32 protein-coding genes and 3 tRNA genes are annotated in these 20005 nt (G+C 34.3%); 9 read left to right on the top strand and 26 right to left on the bottom strand.

Annotated elements, in window-relative coordinates; genetic code table 11:
* Positions 1-9: 9 nt before the first annotated feature.
* Positions 10-1743, bottom strand: coding sequence for a terminase large subunit (locus ACWA1B_RS12745; RefSeq protein WP_456907427.1), 1734 nt, complete (start codon positions 1741-1743; stop codon positions 10-12).
* Between the two features lie 70 nt (positions 1744-1813).
* Here ACWA1B_RS12745 and ACWA1B_RS12740 point away from each other — a divergent pair, with 70 nt between their 5' ends.
* Complete coding sequence (locus tag ACWA1B_RS12740) at positions 1814-2071, top strand: helix-turn-helix domain-containing protein (protein ID WP_456907425.1); 258 nt, start codon at positions 1814-1816, stop codon at positions 2069-2071.
* On the opposite strand, the gene ACWA1B_RS12735 is transcribed toward ACWA1B_RS12740, so the two are convergent.
* From ACWA1B_RS12735 to ACWA1B_RS12640, 20 genes are all read right to left on the bottom strand, one after another.
* On the bottom strand, positions 2064-2405 hold the full coding sequence (locus tag ACWA1B_RS12735; protein WP_456907423.1) for a hypothetical protein: 342 nt from the start codon (positions 2403-2405) through the stop codon (positions 2064-2066). The genes ACWA1B_RS12740 and ACWA1B_RS12735 overlap by 8 nt on opposite strands.
* Before the next feature lie 60 nt (positions 2406-2465).
* A complete protein-coding gene (locus tag ACWA1B_RS12730; protein ID WP_456907421.1) occupies positions 2466-2711 on the bottom strand; it encodes a hypothetical protein in 246 nt (81 codons plus the stop codon).
* Between the two features lie 16 nt (positions 2712-2727).
* Positions 2728-3030, bottom strand: coding sequence for a hypothetical protein (locus ACWA1B_RS12725; protein ID WP_456907419.1), 303 nt, complete (start codon positions 3028-3030; stop codon positions 2728-2730).
* A 5-nt stretch (positions 3031-3035) separates the two neighbouring features.
* On the bottom strand, positions 3036-3554 hold the full coding sequence (locus ACWA1B_RS12720; protein WP_456907417.1) for a hypothetical protein: 519 nt from the start codon (positions 3552-3554) through the stop codon (positions 3036-3038).
* On the bottom strand, positions 3551-3760 hold the full coding sequence (locus ACWA1B_RS12715) for a hypothetical protein (RefSeq protein ID WP_456907415.1): 210 nt from the start codon (positions 3758-3760) through the stop codon (positions 3551-3553). Before ACWA1B_RS12715 ends, ACWA1B_RS12720 begins: the two co-directional genes overlap by 4 nt.
* A 1-nt stretch (position 3761) precedes the next feature.
* Positions 3762-4001, bottom strand: coding sequence for a hypothetical protein (locus tag ACWA1B_RS12710; RefSeq protein WP_456907413.1), 240 nt, complete (start codon positions 3999-4001; stop codon positions 3762-3764).
* Positions 3998-4156, bottom strand: coding sequence for a hypothetical protein (locus tag ACWA1B_RS12705; protein WP_193745218.1), 159 nt, complete (start codon positions 4154-4156; stop codon positions 3998-4000). The genes ACWA1B_RS12710 and ACWA1B_RS12705 overlap by 4 nt, the downstream gene beginning before the upstream one ends.
* Before the next feature lie 15 nt (positions 4157-4171).
* Positions 4172-4615 carry a P27 family phage terminase small subunit gene (locus ACWA1B_RS12700; protein ID WP_035647369.1) on the bottom strand — a complete coding sequence of 148 codons (444 nt, stop codon included), beginning with the start codon at positions 4613-4615 and terminating at the stop codon, positions 4172-4174.
* A gap of 99 nt (positions 4616-4714) precedes the next feature.
* Positions 4715-5020 carry an HNH endonuclease signature motif containing protein gene (locus ACWA1B_RS12695; protein WP_456907410.1) on the bottom strand — a complete coding sequence of 102 codons (306 nt, stop codon included), beginning with the start codon at positions 5018-5020 and terminating at the stop codon, positions 4715-4717.
* A 2-nt stretch (positions 5021-5022) separates the two neighbouring features.
* Positions 5023-6579, bottom strand: a complete 1557-nt coding sequence (gene dnaB / locus ACWA1B_RS12690) for a replicative DNA helicase (RefSeq protein WP_456907408.1) — start codon at positions 6577-6579, stop codon at positions 5023-5025.
* A 1-nt stretch (position 6580) separates the two neighbouring features.
* Entirely contained in the window at positions 6581-7279 is a 699-nt protein-coding gene (locus ACWA1B_RS12685; protein WP_456907406.1) for a helix-turn-helix domain-containing protein, read from the bottom strand.
* Between the two features lie 11 nt (positions 7280-7290).
* Positions 7291-8802, bottom strand: coding sequence for a DNA cytosine methyltransferase (locus tag ACWA1B_RS12680; protein WP_456907404.1), 1512 nt, complete (start codon positions 8800-8802; stop codon positions 7291-7293).
* Positions 8774-9076 (bottom strand): hypothetical protein, encoded by a 303-nt coding sequence (locus ACWA1B_RS12675; RefSeq protein ID WP_456907402.1) that lies wholly within the window; start codon positions 9074-9076, stop codon positions 8774-8776. The genes ACWA1B_RS12680 and ACWA1B_RS12675 overlap by 29 nt, the downstream gene beginning before the upstream one ends.
* A gap of 11 nt (positions 9077-9087) precedes the next feature.
* Complete coding sequence (locus tag ACWA1B_RS12670) at positions 9088-9858, bottom strand: hypothetical protein (RefSeq protein ID WP_456907400.1); 771 nt, start codon at positions 9856-9858, stop codon at positions 9088-9090.
* Positions 9859-9860: 2 nt separating this feature from the next.
* On the bottom strand, positions 9861-10280 hold the full coding sequence (locus ACWA1B_RS12665) for a hypothetical protein (RefSeq protein ID WP_456907398.1): 420 nt from the start codon (positions 10278-10280) through the stop codon (positions 9861-9863).
* Positions 10281-10300: 20 nt separating this feature from the next.
* On the bottom strand, positions 10301-10480 hold the full coding sequence (locus ACWA1B_RS12660; protein WP_456907396.1) for a hypothetical protein: 180 nt from the start codon (positions 10478-10480) through the stop codon (positions 10301-10303).
* Positions 10468-10635, bottom strand: coding sequence for a hypothetical protein (locus tag ACWA1B_RS12655; RefSeq protein ID WP_456907394.1), 168 nt, complete (start codon positions 10633-10635; stop codon positions 10468-10470). The genes ACWA1B_RS12660 and ACWA1B_RS12655 overlap by 13 nt, the downstream gene beginning before the upstream one ends.
* The gene (locus ACWA1B_RS12650) at positions 10626-10796 is read right to left on the bottom strand and encodes a hypothetical protein (RefSeq protein WP_456907392.1); all 171 of its coding nucleotides are present in this window, start codon (positions 10794-10796) and stop codon (positions 10626-10628) included. The genes ACWA1B_RS12655 and ACWA1B_RS12650 overlap by 10 nt, the downstream gene beginning before the upstream one ends.
* On the bottom strand, positions 10786-11097 hold the full coding sequence (locus ACWA1B_RS12645) for a hypothetical protein (RefSeq protein WP_456907390.1): 312 nt from the start codon (positions 11095-11097) through the stop codon (positions 10786-10788). Before ACWA1B_RS12645 ends, ACWA1B_RS12650 begins: the two co-directional genes overlap by 11 nt.
* Positions 11097-11360: a hypothetical protein gene (locus tag ACWA1B_RS12640; RefSeq protein ID WP_456907388.1), complete on the bottom strand. Its 264-nt coding sequence runs from the start codon at positions 11358-11360 to the stop codon at positions 11097-11099. Before ACWA1B_RS12640 ends, ACWA1B_RS12645 begins: the two co-directional genes overlap by 1 nt.
* 133 nt (positions 11361-11493) lie before the next feature.
* On the opposite strand from ACWA1B_RS12640, the gene ACWA1B_RS12635 reads away from it, so the two are divergent.
* Together ACWA1B_RS12635 and ACWA1B_RS12630 are read left to right on the top strand one after the other, a co-directional pair.
* Positions 11494-11895, top strand: a complete 402-nt coding sequence (locus ACWA1B_RS12635) for a hypothetical protein (RefSeq protein WP_456907386.1) — start codon at positions 11494-11496, stop codon at positions 11893-11895.
* A gap of 30 nt (positions 11896-11925) precedes the next feature.
* The gene (locus tag ACWA1B_RS12630) at positions 11926-12303 is read left to right on the top strand and encodes a hypothetical protein (protein ID WP_456907384.1); all 378 of its coding nucleotides are present in this window, start codon (positions 11926-11928) and stop codon (positions 12301-12303) included.
* Here ACWA1B_RS12630 and ACWA1B_RS12625 read toward each other — a convergent pair.
* The 4 genes from ACWA1B_RS12625 to ACWA1B_RS12610 all read right to left on the bottom strand — a co-directional run bounded on the left by ACWA1B_RS12625 (position 12287) and on the right by ACWA1B_RS12610 (position 13905).
* Entirely contained in the window at positions 12287-13516 is a 1230-nt protein-coding gene (locus ACWA1B_RS12625) for a tyrosine-type recombinase/integrase (RefSeq protein WP_456907382.1), read from the bottom strand. The genes ACWA1B_RS12630 and ACWA1B_RS12625 overlap by 17 nt on opposite strands.
* Positions 13517-13627: 111 nt before the next feature.
* Positions 13628-13701: transfer RNA gene (locus ACWA1B_RS12620), tRNA-Arg, on the bottom strand.
* A gap of 30 nt (positions 13702-13731) precedes the next feature.
* Positions 13732-13806 (bottom strand) — tRNA-Pro (locus ACWA1B_RS12615).
* A gap of 15 nt (positions 13807-13821) precedes the next feature.
* A tRNA-Ser gene (locus ACWA1B_RS12610) sits at positions 13822-13905 on the bottom strand.
* A 237-nt stretch (positions 13906-14142) separates the two neighbouring features.
* On the opposite strand from ACWA1B_RS12610, the gene ACWA1B_RS12605 reads away from it, so the two are divergent.
* Positions 14143-15321 (top strand): acetyl-CoA C-acyltransferase, encoded by a 1179-nt coding sequence (locus tag ACWA1B_RS12605; RefSeq protein WP_456907380.1) that lies wholly within the window; start codon positions 14143-14145, stop codon positions 15319-15321.
* 68 nt (positions 15322-15389) lie between these two features.
* On the top strand, positions 15390-16151 hold the full coding sequence (locus ACWA1B_RS12600) for a C40 family peptidase (RefSeq protein WP_035647004.1): 762 nt from the start codon (positions 15390-15392) through the stop codon (positions 16149-16151).
* 82 nt (positions 16152-16233) lie between these two features.
* Here the strand turns inward: ACWA1B_RS12600 and ACWA1B_RS12595 are convergent, their stop codons facing one another.
* Positions 16234-17079 carry an AraC family transcriptional regulator gene (locus tag ACWA1B_RS12595; protein ID WP_456907378.1) on the bottom strand — a complete coding sequence of 282 codons (846 nt, stop codon included), beginning with the start codon at positions 17077-17079 and terminating at the stop codon, positions 16234-16236.
* A gap of 119 nt (positions 17080-17198) precedes the next feature.
* On the opposite strand from ACWA1B_RS12595, the gene ACWA1B_RS12590 reads away from it, so the two are divergent.
* The 4 genes from ACWA1B_RS12590 to ACWA1B_RS12575 all read left to right on the top strand — a co-directional run bounded on the left by ACWA1B_RS12590 (position 17199) and on the right by ACWA1B_RS12575 (position 19939).
* Positions 17199-18185 (top strand): aldo/keto reductase, encoded by a 987-nt coding sequence (locus ACWA1B_RS12590; protein ID WP_456907376.1) that lies wholly within the window; start codon positions 17199-17201, stop codon positions 18183-18185.
* A gap of 292 nt (positions 18186-18477) precedes the next feature.
* Entirely contained in the window at positions 18478-19083 is a 606-nt protein-coding gene (locus ACWA1B_RS12585) for an NAD(P)H-dependent oxidoreductase (protein ID WP_456907374.1), read from the top strand.
* A 2-nt stretch (positions 19084-19085) separates the two neighbouring features.
* Complete coding sequence (locus tag ACWA1B_RS12580; RefSeq protein ID WP_456907372.1) at positions 19086-19364, top strand: putative quinol monooxygenase; 279 nt, start codon at positions 19086-19088, stop codon at positions 19362-19364.
* 101 nt (positions 19365-19465) lie between these two features.
* On the top strand, positions 19466-19939 hold the full coding sequence (locus ACWA1B_RS12575; protein ID WP_456907370.1) for a DUF3291 domain-containing protein: 474 nt from the start codon (positions 19466-19468) through the stop codon (positions 19937-19939).
* Positions 19940-20005: the final 66 nt, after the last annotated feature.

Raw genomic sequence — 20005 nt, 5'->3', positions numbered from 1 at the left:
GTTTAATTATTAGCATTCGAATATGTGATTTGGGTCATTGTAGTAACTTTCGTTTGCATCATCTTCGTCGGGTGATAAATGCGCTGCTAAAGCATTGACTAATGCCGCCCAACCGTCGATGCGTTTTTTGTTTTTGTGGCTTTCTTTTTTTGAAAGCATTATGTTTCCTTTTGAATCTTCGATAGGTACGCACGCCGCTAACATCCAGTCCATAACCGGATTACCGTCATGTTTGATTTTTCCGTCGTAGATTAATTTTTCAAGCATTTTTGTTGGATGGTTTAAGCGGCTCATAATTTGTGAAAGTTCTGAAACTGGAATTTCCATTTCCACAAGTTCAGAAAGCAAACTGCTGGCGTTCCACGGGTCAGCATCTATCCTTTGAATATTAAACGTTTCAAAATTGTCTCGTATATATCGTTTTAAATAATTATAGTCGACACGATTACCAGGTGTTGCAATCATAAAACCAGCATCTACCCAATATCGATATGGTACGCCGTCATTTTTACTACGGCGGTCGATGTTATCTTCAGGACAAAACAAGAATACTATAAGGTACTGATTACCTTCATCGTCAGGATTTGTCAATATAACGAAAGCGGTAATATCAGCCACGGAAGACAAATCCAAACCTCCGTTTGAGCCAAATTCTTTCGCTTTTTCGAGTACAAATGCTTTGTAATCTTCGATTTCAACTTTGTTTTTTGTCCATTCTTCGGCAGGAATCCACGCACTAAGACCATCAACCCACATATTTAAATGCTTGGTTTTGAAATTTGGAATTTTAGAAGGTTGATTTACTGCTTTGATAAACTCTCTTTGCATTTGAGCAATATCTAAGCCATTTCCTAATAATGGATTCGCCTTGATCCAAACGCTTTGATCTTGCCAGTCGTCACCTTCGTCAAGATCATGAATCATTATCCAAAGGTGATTGTCGGTTTTTTGACCGTTCAGCACTTCAATAACAGAATCTTCGTAATTTTTACATACTGATCCTTTATTACTTCCTGCTGTAGTGATATGCCATAGCAAAGGCTGTTTACGCTGGACGGATGATGATTCTAAATTTTCCTTAACAGAATCATCTTTATGTGCGTGGTATTCATCAATGATTGAAAGATGTGCATTAACTCCGTCCTGAGTACTGGAATCACCACCCAAAGGAGACATAAACGAAGCGGTACGGGTGAAACCAATCTTTTTTTGCTGGACAAAGAAGCCCATTTTTTGGAGATTTCTGTTTGCAACAGGCGATTGTACAAATTGTGCCGCTTGTCTCCAGCAAATTTTTGCCTGATCTTCTTTTGTTGCACCAACATAACACTCGGCTTCCATTTCCATATCAAAAGACATGCAGAAAAGCGATAAACCAGCCATTTCTGCTGATTTACCGTTTTTCTTAGCTCTTTTGTCGTAAACTGTAGAAATACGCCGTTTTCCCGTGCTGTCCATCCATCCGAAGACATTGTACATTGTAAATGCTTGAAAAGGCTCTAAAACAAACGGTTTGCCTGCTAATTTTCCCTTTGTATGATTTAAAAAAGCCGGAAAAAAGTTAACGATTTGCATTCCCTTGTTATGATCTAACACGAAACCGTCCTGGTCAGCTGTTTCAATCCAGCTGTAAAAACGCTCAACCGCTTGTTTTATTTTTTTTCCAGTTACTATTTTCCCTGTACGCACGTCGTTTGCGTATTGAAAAGGAACTGAAGCAAGCATCTGGTTTGTGATTTTCATTCTTTTTTAAATCGTTTTATTGTTAATTGGTCATATATAGCATCAAAAAGCTTTCCAATGACACCCGCGAGTGTCGGTTTATTTTAAAAGTTTACCGCAATTTTATCTCGTGATAGAAAGCGAAAAAATATTTATTCAGTCCGTTGGCGACAAATTGCGAGAGATTAGATTGTCTAAAAACTTATCTCAGGAAAATCTTTCATTGGAATCAGACGTTCCAAGAAATGTAATCGGGCGTATTGAACGAGGTGAAACGAATGCTAAGATTGTTACACTTCATAAAATTTGTGGTGCTTTGAAGGTTAGTCCTAGGGAGTTGTTCAATTAATACCCCGATCTAGCCAAGACGATTTTGAAATATAACCGATCCAGCTTGTACAATTCACTTTTTCGTTTAGTTTCTTGTTATACCATAAAGTTGCATCACATTCCACTTTCACAACTTCACCGCTAGAAGTTCGAACCAACAATTGATAGACTTCAGGAGTTCTTTCACTCGATGTCACCATTGCAGTACCTTTGTTTGTATAAACATAACTAGTGCCGGTTCTATAAGATTCGGATTGGTGACGTTTATCAATTACAATTCCAGTAAAGGTTGTTTTTGAACCAAAACTTAAATCAATACTGACAAAAGCAACTAAAGAAATTATTACCAGCAATACCACCCCGATTAAAGGGAATTCTCTTAAAAATTCTTTCATGATTTGTTGTTTAAAAAGTTATTTTGACTGAATTTCAATTCTAAGGCGATTTCTTATGTTGAACACATATTTATCTGCCTCACCGAATAATATCTTCTTAAAAAGCTTTATTTTAAGTTTTTCATCTTTTAGGTAGTTCGAAAGTTTGTTTGCAGAGGTTAATTTTGTGTTTTTAACATGATTTTGCTTCGGATTTTCTAAAACTCGTATGATAAAGTTTTGATTTATTTTCGCGTTTGTTGGGTTGTCTGATTTTAGTGCCATAGTTATTTTTATTGTTTTAACGATTAATTTTAGACATAAGCTTTTCTATTTTTTCATTTTGAAAATCAATGTTCATTTCCAATTTCAAAATATATTCAGCTAGCTTTAAGTTTTTAGAAATTCCCATTTTCTCAGCCCTCTCAAGTAGCTTCCTATTTTTTCTCTCCGCCCATTCAGCTTCGACCTTTACTTGAAATTCCTTAAGTTCTTTTTTATGCATCTCAAATCCTTCAGTTTCGTAAATATCCCAAATTGGATCATGTAGCCAACCTTCTTTAAGTTTTTGAATTTCTTCAGGAGTTTTAATGTTTGATTCCATAACATTTAATATTTGAAGTTTGTCCAGTGGATAATTTTTCCCTTAAAATCTGCATTGAAATATTTTAAAAAATCTTCAACAGAATCAAAACCATCGTTTGTTGCTAAATTTTCCATTCTTTCCTGACGTTGACTTGAGCTATTAAATTCTATACCGTAATTTTGAACATAACACTCACCATCAATATAAATACTAACAGTATCTACAAAACCTTTATTCCAAAGAAATTCTATATTTTGAATTTCAATAACCGGAACAACAGGAGCAAAACGAAACATATCAGGTTGACGTGCATTTATAAAGAAGTCGATTTTATTTCCTTTTTTCCAACGGTTTTTTAAATCTTCACGTATCGTGTGCAATTTTCCTGAAAAATCGACTGCATCTTCGTTAAATAAATAATTACTTTCAAAATCGAATGTATCGAAATGATCTATTGTAAAATCATCTGAAAAAGACTGCCAAATTTTCTCTACAAACAAAGTTGGCTTATCATTAATTTTTGTTTTAAAAGATAATATCATGCCGCTGGTTTTAAAATTTGCAAAGGTTTTTTTAATCCTAAAGCAAGGATTTTGAGATCACGTGCTTTTGCTGCTTCACGGTCGGTATCATGATAACCGCACTCGTATCTAATATTTTTTTCGGTGACGCTGGAACGCCATTTTTGAGTTTCTTTGTGCCAACCTACTCCTGTGTAAGGTGACACTTTGTTGTGTGTATTTCCCATATTAAAGGCTATTTATGCTTTTCGTAAAAAATGACTGTCCACCGAAAAGGAATTCTGATACTGAATCATAAAACTTTTCGAATATTGAACGATTATCATGTTTGCTTAAAGCGATTCTGAACTCTTCTAATGCTTGACATAAACCTTCTTTTTGTAAAGCAACATTAAGATTGTTTACAGCTAAAATTGCTTTCTTAAAATCAGGATGAATCCGAATTTGATTTTTCAACTCTGTTTTCATAAATTTTTGTTTTTAGGTGATAAATAGTCATTTATAATTTTATTTACTTTTTGCTGAGATAAATTGAATTGCTGAGCAATAGACGGAATCGAGTTTAATTTGCTGAAACGCCATTTTAGAATAATCTTTGCCTTGGTTTTTTTATCGATTTCCATGACCGAAATTTTTTATTATCCGTGACTTGCTTTCAAGAAAGCATCGAACAAATCAGTTTGAGCCGGATCACCCGTTAACTTTAATTCTTTGTCAGATTTTGGATCTAAACCAAAAAGCTTGAAACATTTCATTAAAGTGTCGGCTGCATCATTTTTTAAAGTAAGCTCAACCGAAATATTACTTGCACCGGATTTAAAAGTTTGGATGTAACCCGTTCCAAATTCTTTTTTATTTTTTTCTTTCATACGCTCGAGAGCGAATTGAAATTGCGCCATTGCTTCAGCATAAATTTCTAAGGCATTTAAATATGTTTCTTTCATACGGTCATTTTTAGCTAAAACATTTCCCATAAACTTGTAATGTTTTTTAGCCGAATCCGTTAGATATTTTGGCGGTGTAGGCACTTGCATTAAAGTGTCTTTTCCTTTCCCAATCGATACAACTTCTAGATTATCCATAACTTAACTATTTTAAACTTTAACCCCCCCTCACTTTTTTAACTCCGAGTAAAATCTTGACTTAACAGCGATGTACGCTATGCACGTCCGCTAGAGATTTTACCCCATACCCCTGCTTTCAGCAGCAGATTTTCTATTATGACATTTTTCGCATAATGCTTGAATATTGCTTTCTTCGAACGCTTCACCGCCCGCCTTCATTCTTATCTTATGATCTGCTACAGTTGCCGCAGTCACATAACCATCTTTCTCACAATGAACACATAAAGGATTCGTTTCTAAGTATGACTTACGAAAGTTTCTCCAACGTCGAGAGTTATAAAATTCATCGTCTTTATCTTCTCTACCAAACGCAACACTAGGCTTCACCCAGCTACGATTTACTTTTTTTGCAGATCTTGCCATGATTAAAACGGTGTATCTTTATCATCCGAGACCGAATCACTAGCCACATCAAACGCTTCGTTAGGCGAAACAACAGGCAATGCTTTAGGTTCTTCATTATCAATTCCATCATCTTTCATATCTTCAGGACATTCAACATCAACATATTTTGTCTTATCACCAACCCATTTAAGCATTGTCATGTTTGTCGCACCGCCTCGATACTTTGCAAAGATCACTTCAGAATCTGCGCCAGCTTCAATAACCGCTCTCATTGAATCATCATAATCACTCGCATCAACATCAATTTTATAATAAGCCGGACGGTATAAGAACTGTACAATATCCGCATCTTGTTCAATCGCGCCACTCTCACGTAAGTCAGATAACATCGGTCGTTTGCTAGATCCACGAGTTTCTACAGCTCTAGACAATTGAGAAAGAGCAATGACAGGAATATCCAATTCTTTAGCCAGCCTCTTCAATCTTCTTGATATAGAAGAAATCTCATTCTCACGATTATTTCCCTTAATTGATCTGTCAGTCATAAGCTGCAAATAATCAATCACAAGCAACTTAATTCCGTACTTACGCTTCCATGTTTTAGCCTGAATTACAATATCACTTATATCAGTTTTTCCTGAATCATCAGCATAAAAAGGATAGTTCTTAATCCTGTCTTGATGCCCGTTGTAAGTAATAAAATACTCAGGTTTATCAAATCCTTTTTTCAATAATTGATTCATGTGAAATTGAGTATCAATCGCTACAACTCTAGCCGTCAACTGCATCATAGACATTTCCAAAGAAATCATTCCAACCGGATTACCAACCTTACAGTTTTCAATTGCCGTTTTCAAAACATAAGCCGTCTTACCCATTCCAGGACGAGCTGCTATAATCACTAAATCTTGTTCACGATAACCAGCTGTGTACTTATCAATTCGCCTGTAACCAGTTGGAATACCAACCATTTTAACCTCTTCCTTATTAGCAGTTAAAAGCTCAATAGATTGCTTAAGACTTTGTAAAGCAGTTGGCAATGACATTGTTTCACGACCGGTAGAAATAAAATCCTGAACTTTATCAAACTCTGATTGCCAACGTTGCATCAATTCAAAAATATCAGTTGTGTCATTGTAAGCTAAAGCTATAATTGTACTCGAAAAAGCGATTGTTTGCCTTGCCATAAACTTTTGAATAATCAGTCTACAGTGATAATCAATATGCGCAGCAGATGCAATTTTTTGTGTCAACTCTATCAAATAAAAATCTCCTCCAGCTTCAGTTGATTTACCTAATTTCCTAAGCTCAGAACCAACAGTTAACAAATCAATTGGATTACCAGCATTATACAAGCTCAATATTGCTTCGAAAATATATTTATGAGCATCTTTATAAAATACATCAGGTTTAGAAATAATCGATAAAGCCTCATCTACACCTTTTGGATCAATTAACATAGCACCTAAAACAGCACATTCAATATCAACACATTGTGGCGGTAACTTCCCTTTTTCCAAATCGATTATCTTAGTTTTTTCCACTTTGATTTCTTTTACATTTTTAAAGTTTTCCATTTTAGAAACCTCCTATTTTTTCCTGTTTTACTTCAGCTTTTAACTCAATCACTTTTCCGTCAAATCTATCTTGATTAGAAATCCAGTTTACAGCAAACTCTCTAAAACGTCCTTCAATCACATCACCATCAAACTCTAACTTTTCTTTTAAAACTTTTGCTTCAAAAATTTGAACAAATTTTTCGTAGTCATGAATTTGCTTTCTAAAATGCATCATCATAATTTCAAATCTTGAAGGATAATTCTCTTCAAAAAAAGCGAGAGCAGTTTGTTCTTTATTCTCTGTATTTTTAATTGTATTATTAGATGTATTATTATTCCTTATATAAGGAGTGATTTTTTCGTCACTAGGTTGTGATTTTTTTGTCAATAGGCTAGTGATTTTTTTGTCACTACCTCGTGATTTTTTTGTCACTACTTGAGCCAAAGAACCTGAAAGAAAAAGCTTCCTTTTATTACCATCCTTTTTAATAACTTCAACAGAAATATATCCCCCTTTTTCGAGGTCAGAAATCCAACGAGAAACCGTCTTTTGATCTACTTTATACAGCTTAGCAAAATATTCGTTTCCAGCCCAGCAAAAACCCGAAGTATTGCACAAAGCAGTTATTTCACCGTACAGCAATTTTGCGTTAGGTTTTAAATTCTGATCATAACGGACATTAGCCGGAATGACAGCATAAAAATTTGGCTGATCCATTTATTTGTTTTTTATACAGCAACCTTAATAAAATGATCCTGCAATGATTTATAGTGATTTGAGACTAATGCTTTAGCCTGATTAACTTCAACAGCATTACCAATGAATTTTTTTTGCTCTGTTTGATTTCCAATTAGTTTATAATCTTTCGGAAATCCTTGAATTTGTTTAAGTTCAGGTATATTTAACATTCTCATTTTTATATCAATAATCCCATAAACAACCATAAATTCCTTAATGGAAATCATAGTTTCAGAATCATTTTCATAAATTGGAATAGCAATTCGCCCTAATTCAGTAGAAACCAAATACAATGAAGCTTTATCTTGCCTCGCAACGATTGTACAACACGGATTATCAATACTTCCATTATTTCCACCCCACGCCGGATTGAAAATATATTGCTGCGCATTGATCAGATTAAATTTTGGAATTGTTGTAAGAGTTCCTATTGGTTTTTCTATAGATGTTGCGCAACCAGTACCGTACTGTTGATCAATAAAATTCACATCAATTTTTGTAACTCGATCTTTAGTAGTTATTGTCGGCGATGGATTATCAATAGAATGTAAACCGAAATTCCCATAATATGTTGACAAATGTGAAGCTGTATTTGTTATCGATACCAAAGCCTGACCACCTACAGTTGTGACAGTTCCCGCTGGATTATCTATTGAATTAACTTTACCTTTTGGTCTTCCTGCAAAATATTTCTTCAAAAATTTATCATCGCCTTTTGCAACGAATTTTTCAAGTCCTGCATAAATACGTTTTAATGTATTTTCAGAAAGATTCTTTTTTCTTTGAAAAATACTTACACCTTCATCATGCAAGTCTAACACCTCACGTACTGGTTTCCATTTTTCCATTGGAAACAAAGGACTATCTAATTTATCTTTTGTATGAGTTTGTTCAGGCCAGGAAATCGGAAAATCATGTTTCGCGAATTGTAAAAACAACCTTTCTCTTGATTGATAAGCACCATAATTAGCTGAATTTAAAATTCTCCAATCAAACCTATAACCAAAAGATCGTATATCATCAACCCATTTCAAATAATCTTTCCCTTCAGTTTTCGATACTGGTTTTCCTTTTTCATCCAATGGACCCCACGACATAAATTCCCTTACATTTTCAACCCAAAAATAGTCAGGATTTATATCAAGCAAATACATAAACATGTGCTCCGCCAGCGTTCGACTATCAGCGTCACGAGATTGCCCTCCTTTAGCCTTTGAAAAATTAGTACACTCCAATGATGCCCATATAGAGATAATTGCATAAGGATCACTTAGACGAATTTCATCAACTAACTTTTTTAGCTTTACAACCACTTTAAAATCACGAATATCTTCAGTAAAATGATGCGCATTAGGATGATTTTCGAAATGAGATTTTATAGCATTTTTATCATGATTAACACAAGCTAAGACCGAAGTATTAGGATTTGCCAAATGTATTCCCGATGAAGTGCCACCAGCACCGCAAAAAAGATCAATCCAATAAATTTTTAATTCGTTCATATACATTATTAATTTTCAATTCGAATCCAGGAACAACTTTTTTCATATTTTCCATTTCAGCAACAACCGTTGGAACATACAAATACGAAATCTGATAATTCACACCCAAAACTCGAGCACAATAATTCTCAGTTTTAAACAAAATAAAAACAACCACTTTCTTAACGAGAGTATCTTTCAAACTCACAATTTCAGACACTCGGCAATCAAACACCTCTGACACTGCCTTTTCTACAGCTTTTGCTTTTTCGTTATCAAAAGTGATTGTTTTCATAAACAATAATGTTACAATTCGAAAACCTTTAATTCAGGATGCAACTCCTTAATAAGTTTCAGTTGCTCACCTAATATTTCTTTAGATTTAATATCAATCAACTCTTTAAGATCAGGAGAAATAAGGGTACATTCAAAAGACGCGTTAATACTTACTTCAACTTCCAATCTAATTTTGCTCTGACCAACAAAAACAGGGAGTTCCAAAATAAAACTTGCCGGAATATTCGATTCTACAACTTGATTAATCAGAGCGCGTTTATTCCCACGATCATCAGCCTTTTGCTCCAAATCACGACTTACTTTACCTTCAAAATCACGCAGTTGAGAAACGAGTTTCATTGCATACTCTTTATTCTCAAAATAATGACGGTTCATTTTAATAAAATCAGAAAGCTCATAAGTTCCATACGCTTTACCTGAGTTTATATTAAACTTCAATAAATCAGGATGCAGTTTCAAACTACCTTGAATCAAATCAGGGTCTCTTTGTCTCGCATCATAAAGCAAATTGATATACAATTTATCATAACAGAATTCAATTTTCGAATGCTCAATAATTTCAGGATTCACAACTTTTTTTGACAAATACTCAAAAGCTGAATTTATTGACCCACCACTTACATTAATACTTTTTTTGTGAAATACTGGTTCAGCCTTTCCTTCCAAAATTGTTATTTCTCGAGCCCTAAAATTTTCTGATAGGGTTTCCAAAATAGATTTACCGACAATCCCACCTTTCGTAAAATTTGGCGCTGGCTCTAAATTTTCTTTTTCTTTCATAATTACTGTGCTTTTCTTAAATGTTCGTTAATACTAAATTGCTGTTCGTCAGGACGAAGAGCACGCTCAAAAACTAGATTACCTTCTTTAGAATAGTAACCCATTTTATTTTCCTCAACATCTTTCAAGAGATAGACGTTTTCTTTAACTTCCTCCACTTGTGAACGAATCTTTTGCAGTTTTGAAGCAATATCCTGCTTAATTGGCTTAGTAGCCGATTTATAAACCTCCTTTGCTACTTTCAGCTTTTGATCTTCCCGATCAACAGTTATCATATCCTGAGATAACGACGATTGTAAATCCTGAATTTCACCAATACCCAATTCTCGAGGATACGAAAACTCTTCAACTCTATCAGCAGAATCACGCAATTGCTGGATTCTTTCTTCAGGCGTTACACCTTGTAAAATTTGTTTTTCCATTTGCTTATATTTAGTTGTTATTAATTACTCTTTTTAACAATGTCTTCGTGACTAATGAAATTCCTATCAACACTTTTTCTCGTGAAAAATATACCTATCATTGCTTTACCCATTCCAATAACAAACCATACAATGACTAGAAAAACAAGAACTCCAAGCGCACCAAGAATCAGACAACCAATATTTATTAACCATTCCATTTTTCACCTCTTTTTTTATAGTTGTTTTTATTTTCATTTCGAAACTTTTTAGTTTCACGGTAATCTTTGTATGTAATTATCAACGCAATAAGCATGATTACACAAATAAAAACACATGCATACAGGATGCAGTCCAAAGTTTCAATTAAATCCATATTCCACAAATTTTACATTGTTCAACAACATCAAACATATCTTCAGGATCACAAACACGTGTGACACTTCCACAAATCAAAGTATCTTTTACCTCGATTTCATTGATTACTTTTTGCTCAGCTTCGCTGATTAGAAATAATTCACCGTTGTTAATTTTCATAACCTAACCTTTTAATTGCACTAGTTAAAACCATTACTCTTTGTTTCCCTGATTCCTCCCTAAAAGTTTCATCAGGCTTTATTTTACCCGACAAAATCCAGTCATTTACACCTTTTTTTGTAGTCACGGGAAGCAAATTATTATCAGCGATTTCAGCCAAAGACAACGCTTTTCGTTTCATCAATTTTCGCCGTTTAAGTTCCTTCGCCGCTTCATAATCACTTATAGATACAATTACCAATCCCTGAGATTTTAAGTGGTCTATAAATTCATTTGCTTTTATGTATTTTTCCGCACCCATTATTCAGATTTTAGTTTATCAAAAACAATCGTTAATTTTTCATAAATCTCATCATCTAAAATTCTGATATGCCAAAAATCCCACAACCGGTTATCTGAAATCTCAGGATAGTAATTCTTAACAATTGCAAAAAAAGCATCATAAGATTTGAAACCTTTTTCAAAAAAACTTTTCAATAAAACAGATTGTTTTGCCGCAGATTCAAAACGTTTTAGAGTTTTAGATTCACGCTGTTTTAATTTTACATCTACTTCATTTGGCATAGCTTTTGTATATTTGCATTAATAAATTCTGTGAATTATTACTATACAAATATAGCTATTTATACTATACAAATACTATACTAATTAAAAATATAACAATATTTAACAATAATTAAATTCTAACTACCTGATTATGTACGGATTAACCAAGAAAGAAAAACTTAAATTTGTATTGGAAAAAGTTAAAGAAATGGAAGTAACCGCCTATGATATTGCCAAAAACACTACATTAACAGAGGCAGGAGTGCTTAGAATTATTAACGGAACTTCTAAAAATCCACAGGAAAACTCATTAAATGCAATTATACTTTACCTAGAAACCAAACAAACAGGTAAAAATTACAATACAAATAATACACAGATTTACACCGTGGAAGAACCAGCAACAGAACCGTTAAAGAAGAATGAAAGCGACCTTAGAGAATTGGTCGAATGCAAACACAGGTCAGAAAAACTAATTTTTGAAGTTATAAGACTTCAGAATCTTTTACGAAAAAATAATATTGAATTTGAAAACTTTTTTGATTTAGAATAATTTTCCTATTTTTAATGAAAAATATTCACAATGAAACTAACACTATGTTTATTATTTTTCAGTTGCGCGGTTTTTTCACAAAAAGCAGTATATAACAAAATTACCTCAGAAAGCAATTTCAAAGAGTACGAATCTAAAAACGGCAATATAATTGCTATAGGCGACACACTATCGATAGGAATGCCAGCAAACGGACGTGATTTTTTATTTATTTCACAAGCAAACACTCCAGCTGGCACAGTTTTAGCAAATTCCAAGGCAGTAATTAACAAACTTAAGACAGTAGGCAACAAAACGAGAGGTTTCAAGACCTATGCCTTATTCAAAGGATACGGATTGCCAGTGTATGTAGATATTGAATCAGCTTTAGAAATAGGTGAAATTAAAGAAATTATTCCACACAGCTAGTTGGATCGATTATTTTATACAATGCATCATCCCTAACCTTTTCAGGATATCTGTCTTTATAGTAATTATCAACATCGTCACGCTCATGACCCATTAATTCGCGTAATATATCAGGATCAATCATTTTATTTTTTCCCAAAGTTGCGAAAGTATGACGTGCGACTTTAACACCGATGTTACCGCCATCAGGCAAAACATCAATTTTACACTTTTCCTGAACGTATATTAAAGCACGTTGGTAAGTTCTCCTAAATGTTTCATATGCATCCCTATCTTTTTTAAAAGGAAATACATTTTCATCTTGACTGATAAATTTATTAAGTAATGCCTGCGCTTTAGGATGCACTTTTAAGTCAATCCTAGTTCCGGTATTCGTTTTTGTTCGTTCAAAAATTACACGACCTCTTCTAATCTGCTTCTTATTCAAATAATATAGATCAATCAAATCACAACCACCAAAATAGAATTGAAGCAAAAAAAGATCAACATATTTTTGTTTCTCTGATTTTAAATTCAACATTTCAAGGCGTTTGATAGTACCTTCATCCAGGTATTTCTTTTTACTGCTAAAAGAATTAGTTTTCAATTGCGCAAACACACCAGTAAACGGTTTTTCATCCGGTAATTTATGAATCAAAATTCCTTTATTATAAATTGCACGCAAAGTCCTTAAATACAAATGAACTGTACTTTTTGAATTTCCAAGCCCCATTTGATAACTCCTAAAACGCATTAAAACCTCATAATTGATGTTTTTTAGTGTCACAGAACCAGCGAAAGGCTTAAATTGAGAAATTGCATTTTCATAAACCTTCACCGTTCCAAGCAACTTATTTTTTGATTTAAGATCATTAGATTTTCCAAAACGCGCCGCTAAATCTTTCATTTCCCCTATTAACGTCTCGGCATAATCTAAAAAAGAAATTTCCGAAAAATCAATTGCAAACAATTCACTAAACGATTTCTCAACATCAGTGTAACCGAGAATTATCATTTTCTTTGCCTTAATTTTCAAATCCATCAAAATAGGCGCAATCACATCGTAATCAGGATGCTTTGAAGAAACCGTTTTACCATCACGTAAAAAATGTTTTTCTTTACAAAAACACAAAGTCTTTTGTTTACGCTTATTTTGGTGTGAAATTTCAACAACTAAAGGATAACCTTCAGCAGTTTCTTTTTTAGCAGTTAGCAGCTTTATTTCAATTTTCATCCGTGAAAAATCCGTGATTTAGTTATAAAAAGTGGCGTTTTGTGGTGGTAAATATAAAAATAAAAAAGTATTAAAAACAAAAAACCCCTTGAAATTCAAGAGGTTTAAGTGTGAACGCAGAAGGATTCGAACCTTCGACCGCCTGCTTAGAAGGCAGGTGCTCTATCCAGCTGAGCTATGCGTCCATTTCTTTTTAAACTTATGGAAAAGTTTTGTCGGGGTGGCAGGATTCGAACCTGCGGCCTCCTGCTCCCAAAGCAGGCGCGATAACCGGGCTACGCTACACCCCGAAGGCAAAATTTAAGCGGAGAGACAGGGACTCGAACCCTGGCGACGGTTACCCGTCGACAGATTAGCAATCTGCTCCATTACCGCTCTGGCACCTCTCCAAGCTCAAGAAACGTGTTCTGTTTTGCGGTTGCAAATGTAAGACAACATTCCATATCTCACAACTATTTTTGCGCTTTTTTTAAAGTTTTTTTTATCTTTTTTCTAAAACACTTCACAATCAAACAAATAGAATTAACAAAAATTTCATCGTAAATTTAAAATCACCCTATTTGATACAAAATTTGAATTTATTCAAATAAAGAGTAAATTTGCTAGATAACTAATATTAACAGAAAATGAACAAAAGAGTTGTTATCGTTTCTGCCGTTAGAACACCTATCGGAAGTTTCATGGGAGGGTTATCTACCGTACCCGCACCAAAATTAGGCGCTGCCGCTATAAAGGGAGCCCTTCAAAAAATTAACCTAGACCCAAAATTAGTTGATGAAGTTTTTATGGGTAATGTAATCCAGGCAGGTGTTGGACAAGCTCCGGCACGCCAGGCAGCACTTTTTGCCGGTTTGTCTGAAGAAGTTGCCGCAACAACAGTAAACAAAGTTTGTGCTTCTGGAATGAAAGCTGTAATGTTCGCTGCACAATCAATTGCCTGCGGAGATGCTGAAATTGTAGTAGCTGGAGGAATGGAAAGCATGAGCTTGATTCCTCATTACGTACAAATGCGTGCCGGAAATAAATTCGGACCAGCTACTATGCTTGACGGAATGCAAAAAGATGGTTTGACAGATGCTTACGATAACAACGCAATGGGAGTTTGCGCTGATTTATGTGCAACTGAATACAACATTAGCCGTGAAGAACAAGATACTTTCGCAATTCAGTCTTACGAAAGAAGTGCAAAAGCCTGGGATGCTGGAAAATTCGACAATGAAGTTGTTCCTGTTGAAGTTCCACAAAGACGTGGTGAACCCATCATATTTTCTAAAGACGAAGAATATACTAATGTTAAATTAGATAAAATTCCATCTTTAGCTCCAGTTTTTACAAAAGACGGAACTGTTACCGCTGCGAATGCTTCAACAATTAATGACGGAGCCGCTGCCTTGGTTTTAATGTCTGAAGAAAAAGCAAACGCATTAGGCTTAAAACCTTTAGCTTACATAAAAGGCTATGCTGATGCTGCACAAGAACCAAAATGGTTTACAACAAGTCCTGCTAAAGCATTACCAAAAGCGTTAGACAAAGCAGGAATTTCAATTTCAGATGTTGATTATTTTGAATTTAACGAAGCTTTCTCTGTAGTTGGTTTAGCCAATTCAAAAATCTTAAATCTTGACAATGATAAAGTAAACGTAAATGGTGGAGCTGTTTCATTAGGACATCCTCTTGGAGCTTCAGGCGCTAGAATTATCGTAACTTTAATCAATGTTTTAGAACAAAACAATGCAAAAATCGGAGCTGCTGCAATTTGCAATGGCGGTGGCGGTGCATCTGCAATTGTTATCGAAAGAGCTTAAATAATATCATACAAAATTAGGAGCTATAGCTTTTTAGCTCCTAATTTTAAACTTATAAATCACCTTAAATGTTCGGAATTTGCAATTTAGCTATAGTACCCGTTCGATCTGAACCAAGTGACAGAAGTGAAATCGTTACACAACTTTTGTTTGGCGAACATATCGAAATTTTAGAACGCCAAAATCAATGGGCTAAAATTAAAATTCAATTTGACGACTATATTGGCTGGGTCGATTCTAAACAATATCAGGTAATTTCTGAAGCCAATTTTAATCAGTTGAGTAAAGAAGCAATAATTTTAAATGCTGACTTAATTGATTATATCACGGCACCAGATAATTTATTGCTTCCAATTCCGCTTGGAGCTTCTTTATCATTTTTAAATAATAGCGAAATCAATACTTCAAATTTCGATTTTGAAGGAACCAAAACCAGCGGTATCAAACCAAAAAGCGCTATTATAAACACTGCCTTTATGTACCTGAATGCACCTTATTTATGGGGAGGAAAAACACCTTTTGGCATCGACTGTTCAGGCTTTACACAAATGGTCTACAAATTAAATGGATATAAAATTCACAGAGATGCTTCGCAACAAGCACTTGAAGGTGACCCATTAAGTTTTATTGAAGAAAGTGAAGCGGGAGATTTAGCCTTTTTTGACAATGACGAAGGAAACATTACCCATGTAGGCATCATAATGGAAAATAATTACATTATCCACGCAAGTGGAAAAGTTCGTATTGACCGTTTAGACCACACTGGAATTTATAATCCTGAAATAAACAAACACACGCACAAACTTCGTGTGATTAAGAAGATTATATAGTTTTTGGCCACTGATTTACAGATTAACACAGATTAAAATAATTTCTAATCCAATAATCTGTGGCAAAAAATCGCCTCATTATTTACGCACTAACACGAATCGTCTTTCTAAACTCAGAAGGGCTATTCCCTTTTTGTTTCTTGAAGAACTTATTAAAATGGCTTTCATCCGTAAAACCAAATTCATAAGCAATTTCGTTGATACGTTTATCACTAAACTGCAAACGATGTTCAATCAATTTTGTTTTATAATTGCTGATATATTGCTGCATCGTTTCATCAGCATGTTTTTTAAAATAGCGTCCTAAATACGTATTTGAAATTCCGAAATAATCACTGATAGATTCTGCTTTAATCTTTTCCGGATAATAAATATTCGTCTGGATATATTGCAAAATATCCATTGCTTTAGCTTCAGTTCCCACATTTACCTGCTCTGGTAAATATTTAGCAATATTTCGGGCAACAATAATAATAAGTGTATTTACCAATTGTTGAATCAATTCCTGATTGTAAACATCTTTATCCTGATGCTCACGGCAAATCGCTTCCACCATCACCTTCACCAAACATTTATCGGCGTCATTTTTCAAAATACAACCTGGCTGATGATTCGCATTCTGCAAAATATATTCCAATCGCTGAATATTTTCATTCTGTAAACTGGAATTCTTCAAATAAATATCATTAAACCTTAAAAAGAAAAACTTCGTTTTGGTCTCAATCGTAAAATTGTGACAATCCTCCGGAGTTAATAAAAACATATGTCCGGCATCATATTCAAAAATATTTTTATTGATACACTGCCTTCCTGTTCCGTTTAGGATATAAACCAATTCAAAGAAATTATGGCGATCTCCAACATCTGGATATTCATCTAAAGTTTCAAAGGAAACGGTAAACGGTTCGTATAAATTTTCTTTTTTCATGAGTCGTAAATTATTTGAAGTTGCAAATTTACATAAAAAAGACAAATATATACAAGTTTACAGTCTTAAAAATGGTATAATTTTGCCAAGTGAAATTTAAGATTTAAAAATACAACATTATGGAATATAGAAAATTAGGCAATTCAGATCTTCAATTATCAGCCATAACTTACGGTGCTTTTGCCATTGGAGGAACTATGTGGGGCGGAAATGAAAAAGCAGATTCAATCGCTTCAGTTCACGCATCGATCGACCACGGCGTTACTACAATTGATACTGCTCCTTTTTATGGTTTTGGTTTAAGTGAAGAAATGATTGGCGAAGCAATTAAAGGTCAGGATCGTTCAAAAATTCAGTTACTTACTAAATTTGGTTTAGTTTGGGATGGCAGCAACAACGGAAAAGGTGATTTCTTTTTTGATGCCGAAGATAACGGGAAAAAACTCCCGATTTATAAATATTCATCAAAAGCAAACGTAATTAAAGAAGTTGAAGAAAGCTTAAAACGTCTACAGACAGATTACATTGATCTATTGCAAATTCACTGGCCAGACTCCACTACTCCAATTTCTGAAACTATGGAAGCTGTTGAAACTTTAATCCAGCAAGGAAAAATCAGAGCTTTCGGAGTGAGCAATTACAACGTCCCTCAAATTCAGGAAGCGCAAAAAACAGTTCAAATTGCTTCAAATCAAGTTGCTTACAGTATGTTAAATCGTAAAATTGAAGCCGATTTAATTCCGTTTACAGTTGCAGAAAACATCGGAATCATTGCTTACAGCCCAATGGAAAGAGGTTTATTGACCGGAAAATACTTCACAGACAGCAAATTAAAAGAAAACGATCACAGAAATGGTTATTTCGGACAATTCGATCTTCAAAAAGTAAAAACTTTAATCGAAGAATTAAGTTCTTTGGCAAACGCCAAACACATTTCGATTTCGCAATTAGTGCTGCGCTGGACAACATTACAAAAAGGAATTTCAATAGTTTTGGCAGGCGCAAGAAACGCAGAACAAGCTGTTTCAAACGCTAAAACAATGGATTTCGATTTATCAGCTTCAGAATTGGAATTTATCAATCAGGCAATTTCAAAATTGAAATAATTCTCTTTTTAAACACATAGAGACATAGTTTTCATTACGCATAAAAGCGTTTCACCTGCATGACCAAACATAGTCAGCACAATCTTGTCATTCCTCGTTCCTCGGAATGACAAACTATTAAGAACCATGTCTCTATGTGTTTCAAAAAAAAACTCAAAAAATTAAATAAGAACAATTTGGGTGTGTCCCTCCGGGTCGGGCTTTCGGCTATATCTTTTGCTCCATTTCATTTCGCAAAAGGATACCGCCTCTATCCCTCACACATCCGTTTTTAAAAGAAACAATAATTAAAATGAAAAAAATATTTATAATTAACGGCGGACAAAAATTCGCTCATTCAGGCGGAAAATTCAATCAAACGGTTCAGGACTGGACAGTTGAATTCCTTTCAAAAAACACAAATTACGAAATCAAAACAACGCATATCGAAAACAAAATTGATCTTCAGCAAGAAGTTGAAAAATTCGTTTGGGCAGATTTAATCATCTATCATACACCAGTTTGGTGGTTTCAAATCCCGAATCTCTTCAAAAAATACATTGATGATGTTTTTACGCAAGGACACAACAACGGAATCTACAAAAGCGATGGAAGAAGCCGTGTAAATCCAGATATCAACTATGGAACTGGCGGACTTTTACATGGGCGAAAATATATGCTTACAACAAGTTGGAACGCACCTGCAACCGCTTTTACTCTTCCAGGCGAGTTTTTCGAAGAAACTTCAGTTGACGATGGCGCAATGTTTGGTTTCCACAAAATGAACAAATTCACTGGAATGGAAAAAATAAACGGATTTCATTTTCATGATGTTGAAAAAGGCGCAACACCAGAAAATATTATTATCTTTAAAGAACAGTATACCAAACACTTAGAAGAAACCTTTAAAACTTTATAATTATGATATCTATTACCGCCATCATTAAAAGTAAAAAAGAGAACATCCAACAACTTCAAAGTTTATTGAACGACTTGGTTGTCGAAACTAGAAAAGAAACAGCCTGTGTGCGTTATGATCTTCACCATTCTGAAAACGTTTTTATAATCTGGGAAGAGTGGAAAGATCAAACTGGCTTAGATCTTCACAACAATCAATCGCATTTACAGGATTTCATCAGCAAAAGTGAAAATTTTGTTTCTGCTCCTATTCAGGTTTACAAAACTGCCCAGATTTTATAGCTCCCTAGCAGGATAATTTAAATGCCTCAAATAAAACTTATTCTTTCACAATAATTATTCAGAAAAAAACTAAATTGCTTCATATTCAGAAATATAGAAAAATGAGCAATTATCACCTTGCCGAAATTAATATTGCGAAAATGAAAGGAGTCGATATCAACGATCCCATCATGAAAGAATTTGTAGACAATTTAGATTTAGTAAATACTTTAGCCGAAAACAGCGAAGGATTTGTCTGGAGATTAAAAGACGACAGTTATAATGCAACAAGCCTGAATCCATATAATGATGAGCAAGTTATCATCAATGTATCGGTTTGGAAAAGCATTGAAACTTTGGAGTATTATATGTATAAAACTTTTCACAGCGATTTTCTAAAGCGCCGTAAAGAATGGTTTCAGAAATTCGGAAAAGCGCATACAGCCATGTGGTGGATTCCAAAAGGACATATCCCAACTATGGAAGAAGCTGTTGAAAAATTAGATTATTTACAACAAAATGGAGCATCAGAAGTTGTTTTTGATCTTCGAAATAAATATCCGATGCCAAAATTTTCAAAGCAAGAGAATGAATAGGCGTTGGTTTTAACCAACGGGTAAAAATATACACACTTAAGCCTTTAGCCAAAATCACTGCAGATT

It is taken from the genome of Flavobacterium xizangense (assembly GCF_054075145.1).
This window is presented reverse-complemented; position numbering and strand designations above follow the sequence as displayed.

Coding starts and splice junctions, on each gene's coding strand:
- ACWA1B_RS12645 (WP_456907390.1), bottom strand. CDS start 11,097: ATGGGTGCGGAAAAATACATAAAAGCAAATGAATTTATAGACCACTTA.
- ACWA1B_RS12705 (WP_193745218.1), bottom strand. CDS start 4,156: ATGGAAATCGATAAAAAAACCAAGGCAAAGATTATTCTAAAATGGCGT.
- ACWA1B_RS12575 (WP_456907370.1), top strand. CDS start 19,466: ATGAGCAATTATCACCTTGCCGAAATTAATATTGCGAAAATGAAAGGA.
- ACWA1B_RS12595 (WP_456907378.1), bottom strand. CDS start 17,079: ATGAAAAAAGAAAATTTATACGAACCGTTTACCGTTTCCTTTGAAACT.
- ACWA1B_RS12580 (WP_456907372.1), top strand. CDS start 19,086: ATGATATCTATTACCGCCATCATTAAAAGTAAAAAAGAGAACATCCAA.
- ACWA1B_RS12585 (WP_456907374.1), top strand. CDS start 18,478: ATGAAAAAAATATTTATAATTAACGGCGGACAAAAATTCGCTCATTCA.
- ACWA1B_RS12665 (WP_456907398.1), bottom strand. CDS start 10,280: ATGGAAAAACAAATTTTACAAGGTGTAACGCCTGAAGAAAGAATCCAG.
- ACWA1B_RS12605 (WP_456907380.1), top strand. CDS start 14,143: ATGAACAAAAGAGTTGTTATCGTTTCTGCCGTTAGAACACCTATCGGA.
- ACWA1B_RS12695 (WP_456907410.1), bottom strand. CDS start 5,020: ATGGCAAGATCTGCAAAAAAAGTAAATCGTAGCTGGGTGAAGCCTAGT.
- ACWA1B_RS12745 (WP_456907427.1), bottom strand. CDS start 1,743: ATGAAAATCACAAACCAGATGCTTGCTTCAGTTCCTTTTCAATACGCA.
- ACWA1B_RS12715 (WP_456907415.1), bottom strand. CDS start 3,760: ATGGGAAATACACACAACAAAGTGTCACCTTACACAGGAGTAGGTTGG.
- ACWA1B_RS12700 (WP_035647369.1), bottom strand. CDS start 4,615: ATGGATAATCTAGAAGTTGTATCGATTGGGAAAGGAAAAGACACTTTA.
- ACWA1B_RS12730 (WP_456907421.1), bottom strand. CDS start 2,711: ATGGCACTAAAATCAGACAACCCAACAAACGCGAAAATAAATCAAAAC.
- ACWA1B_RS12660 (WP_456907396.1), bottom strand. CDS start 10,480: ATGGAATGGTTAATAAATATTGGTTGTCTGATTCTTGGTGCGCTTGGA.
- ACWA1B_RS12635 (WP_456907386.1), top strand. CDS start 11,494: ATGTACGGATTAACCAAGAAAGAAAAACTTAAATTTGTATTGGAAAAA.
- ACWA1B_RS12720 (WP_456907417.1), bottom strand. CDS start 3,554: ATGATATTATCTTTTAAAACAAAAATTAATGATAAGCCAACTTTGTTT.
- ACWA1B_RS12640 (WP_456907388.1), bottom strand. CDS start 11,360: ATGCCAAATGAAGTAGATGTAAAATTAAAACAGCGTGAATCTAAAACT.
- ACWA1B_RS12600 (WP_035647004.1), top strand. CDS start 15,390: ATGTTCGGAATTTGCAATTTAGCTATAGTACCCGTTCGATCTGAACCA.
- ACWA1B_RS12655 (WP_456907394.1), bottom strand. CDS start 10,635: ATGGATTTAATTGAAACTTTGGACTGCATCCTGTATGCATGTGTTTTT.
- ACWA1B_RS12670 (WP_456907400.1), bottom strand. CDS start 9,858: ATGAAAGAAAAAGAAAATTTAGAGCCAGCGCCAAATTTTACGAAAGGT.
- ACWA1B_RS12590 (WP_456907376.1), top strand. CDS start 17,199: ATGGAATATAGAAAATTAGGCAATTCAGATCTTCAATTATCAGCCATA.
- ACWA1B_RS12710 (WP_456907413.1), bottom strand. CDS start 4,001: ATGAAAACAGAGTTGAAAAATCAAATTCGGATTCATCCTGATTTTAAG.
- ACWA1B_RS12650 (WP_456907392.1), bottom strand. CDS start 10,796: ATGAAAATTAACAACGGTGAATTATTTCTAATCAGCGAAGCTGAGCAA.
- ACWA1B_RS12685 (WP_456907406.1), bottom strand. CDS start 7,279: ATGGATCAGCCAAATTTTTATGCTGTCATTCCGGCTAATGTCCGTTAT.
- ACWA1B_RS12675 (WP_456907402.1), bottom strand. CDS start 9,076: ATGAAAACAATCACTTTTGATAACGAAAAAGCAAAAGCTGTAGAAAAG.
- dnaB (WP_456907408.1), bottom strand. CDS start 6,579: ATGGAAAACTTTAAAAATGTAAAAGAAATCAAAGTGGAAAAAACTAAG.
- ACWA1B_RS12725 (WP_456907419.1), bottom strand. CDS start 3,030: ATGGAATCAAACATTAAAACTCCTGAAGAAATTCAAAAACTTAAAGAA.
- ACWA1B_RS12625 (WP_456907382.1), bottom strand. CDS start 13,516: ATGAAAATTGAAATAAAGCTGCTAACTGCTAAAAAAGAAACTGCTGAA.
- ACWA1B_RS12680 (WP_456907404.1), bottom strand. CDS start 8,802: ATGAACGAATTAAAAATTTATTGGATTGATCTTTTTTGCGGTGCTGGT.
- ACWA1B_RS12630 (WP_456907384.1), top strand. CDS start 11,926: ATGAAACTAACACTATGTTTATTATTTTTCAGTTGCGCGGTTTTTTCA.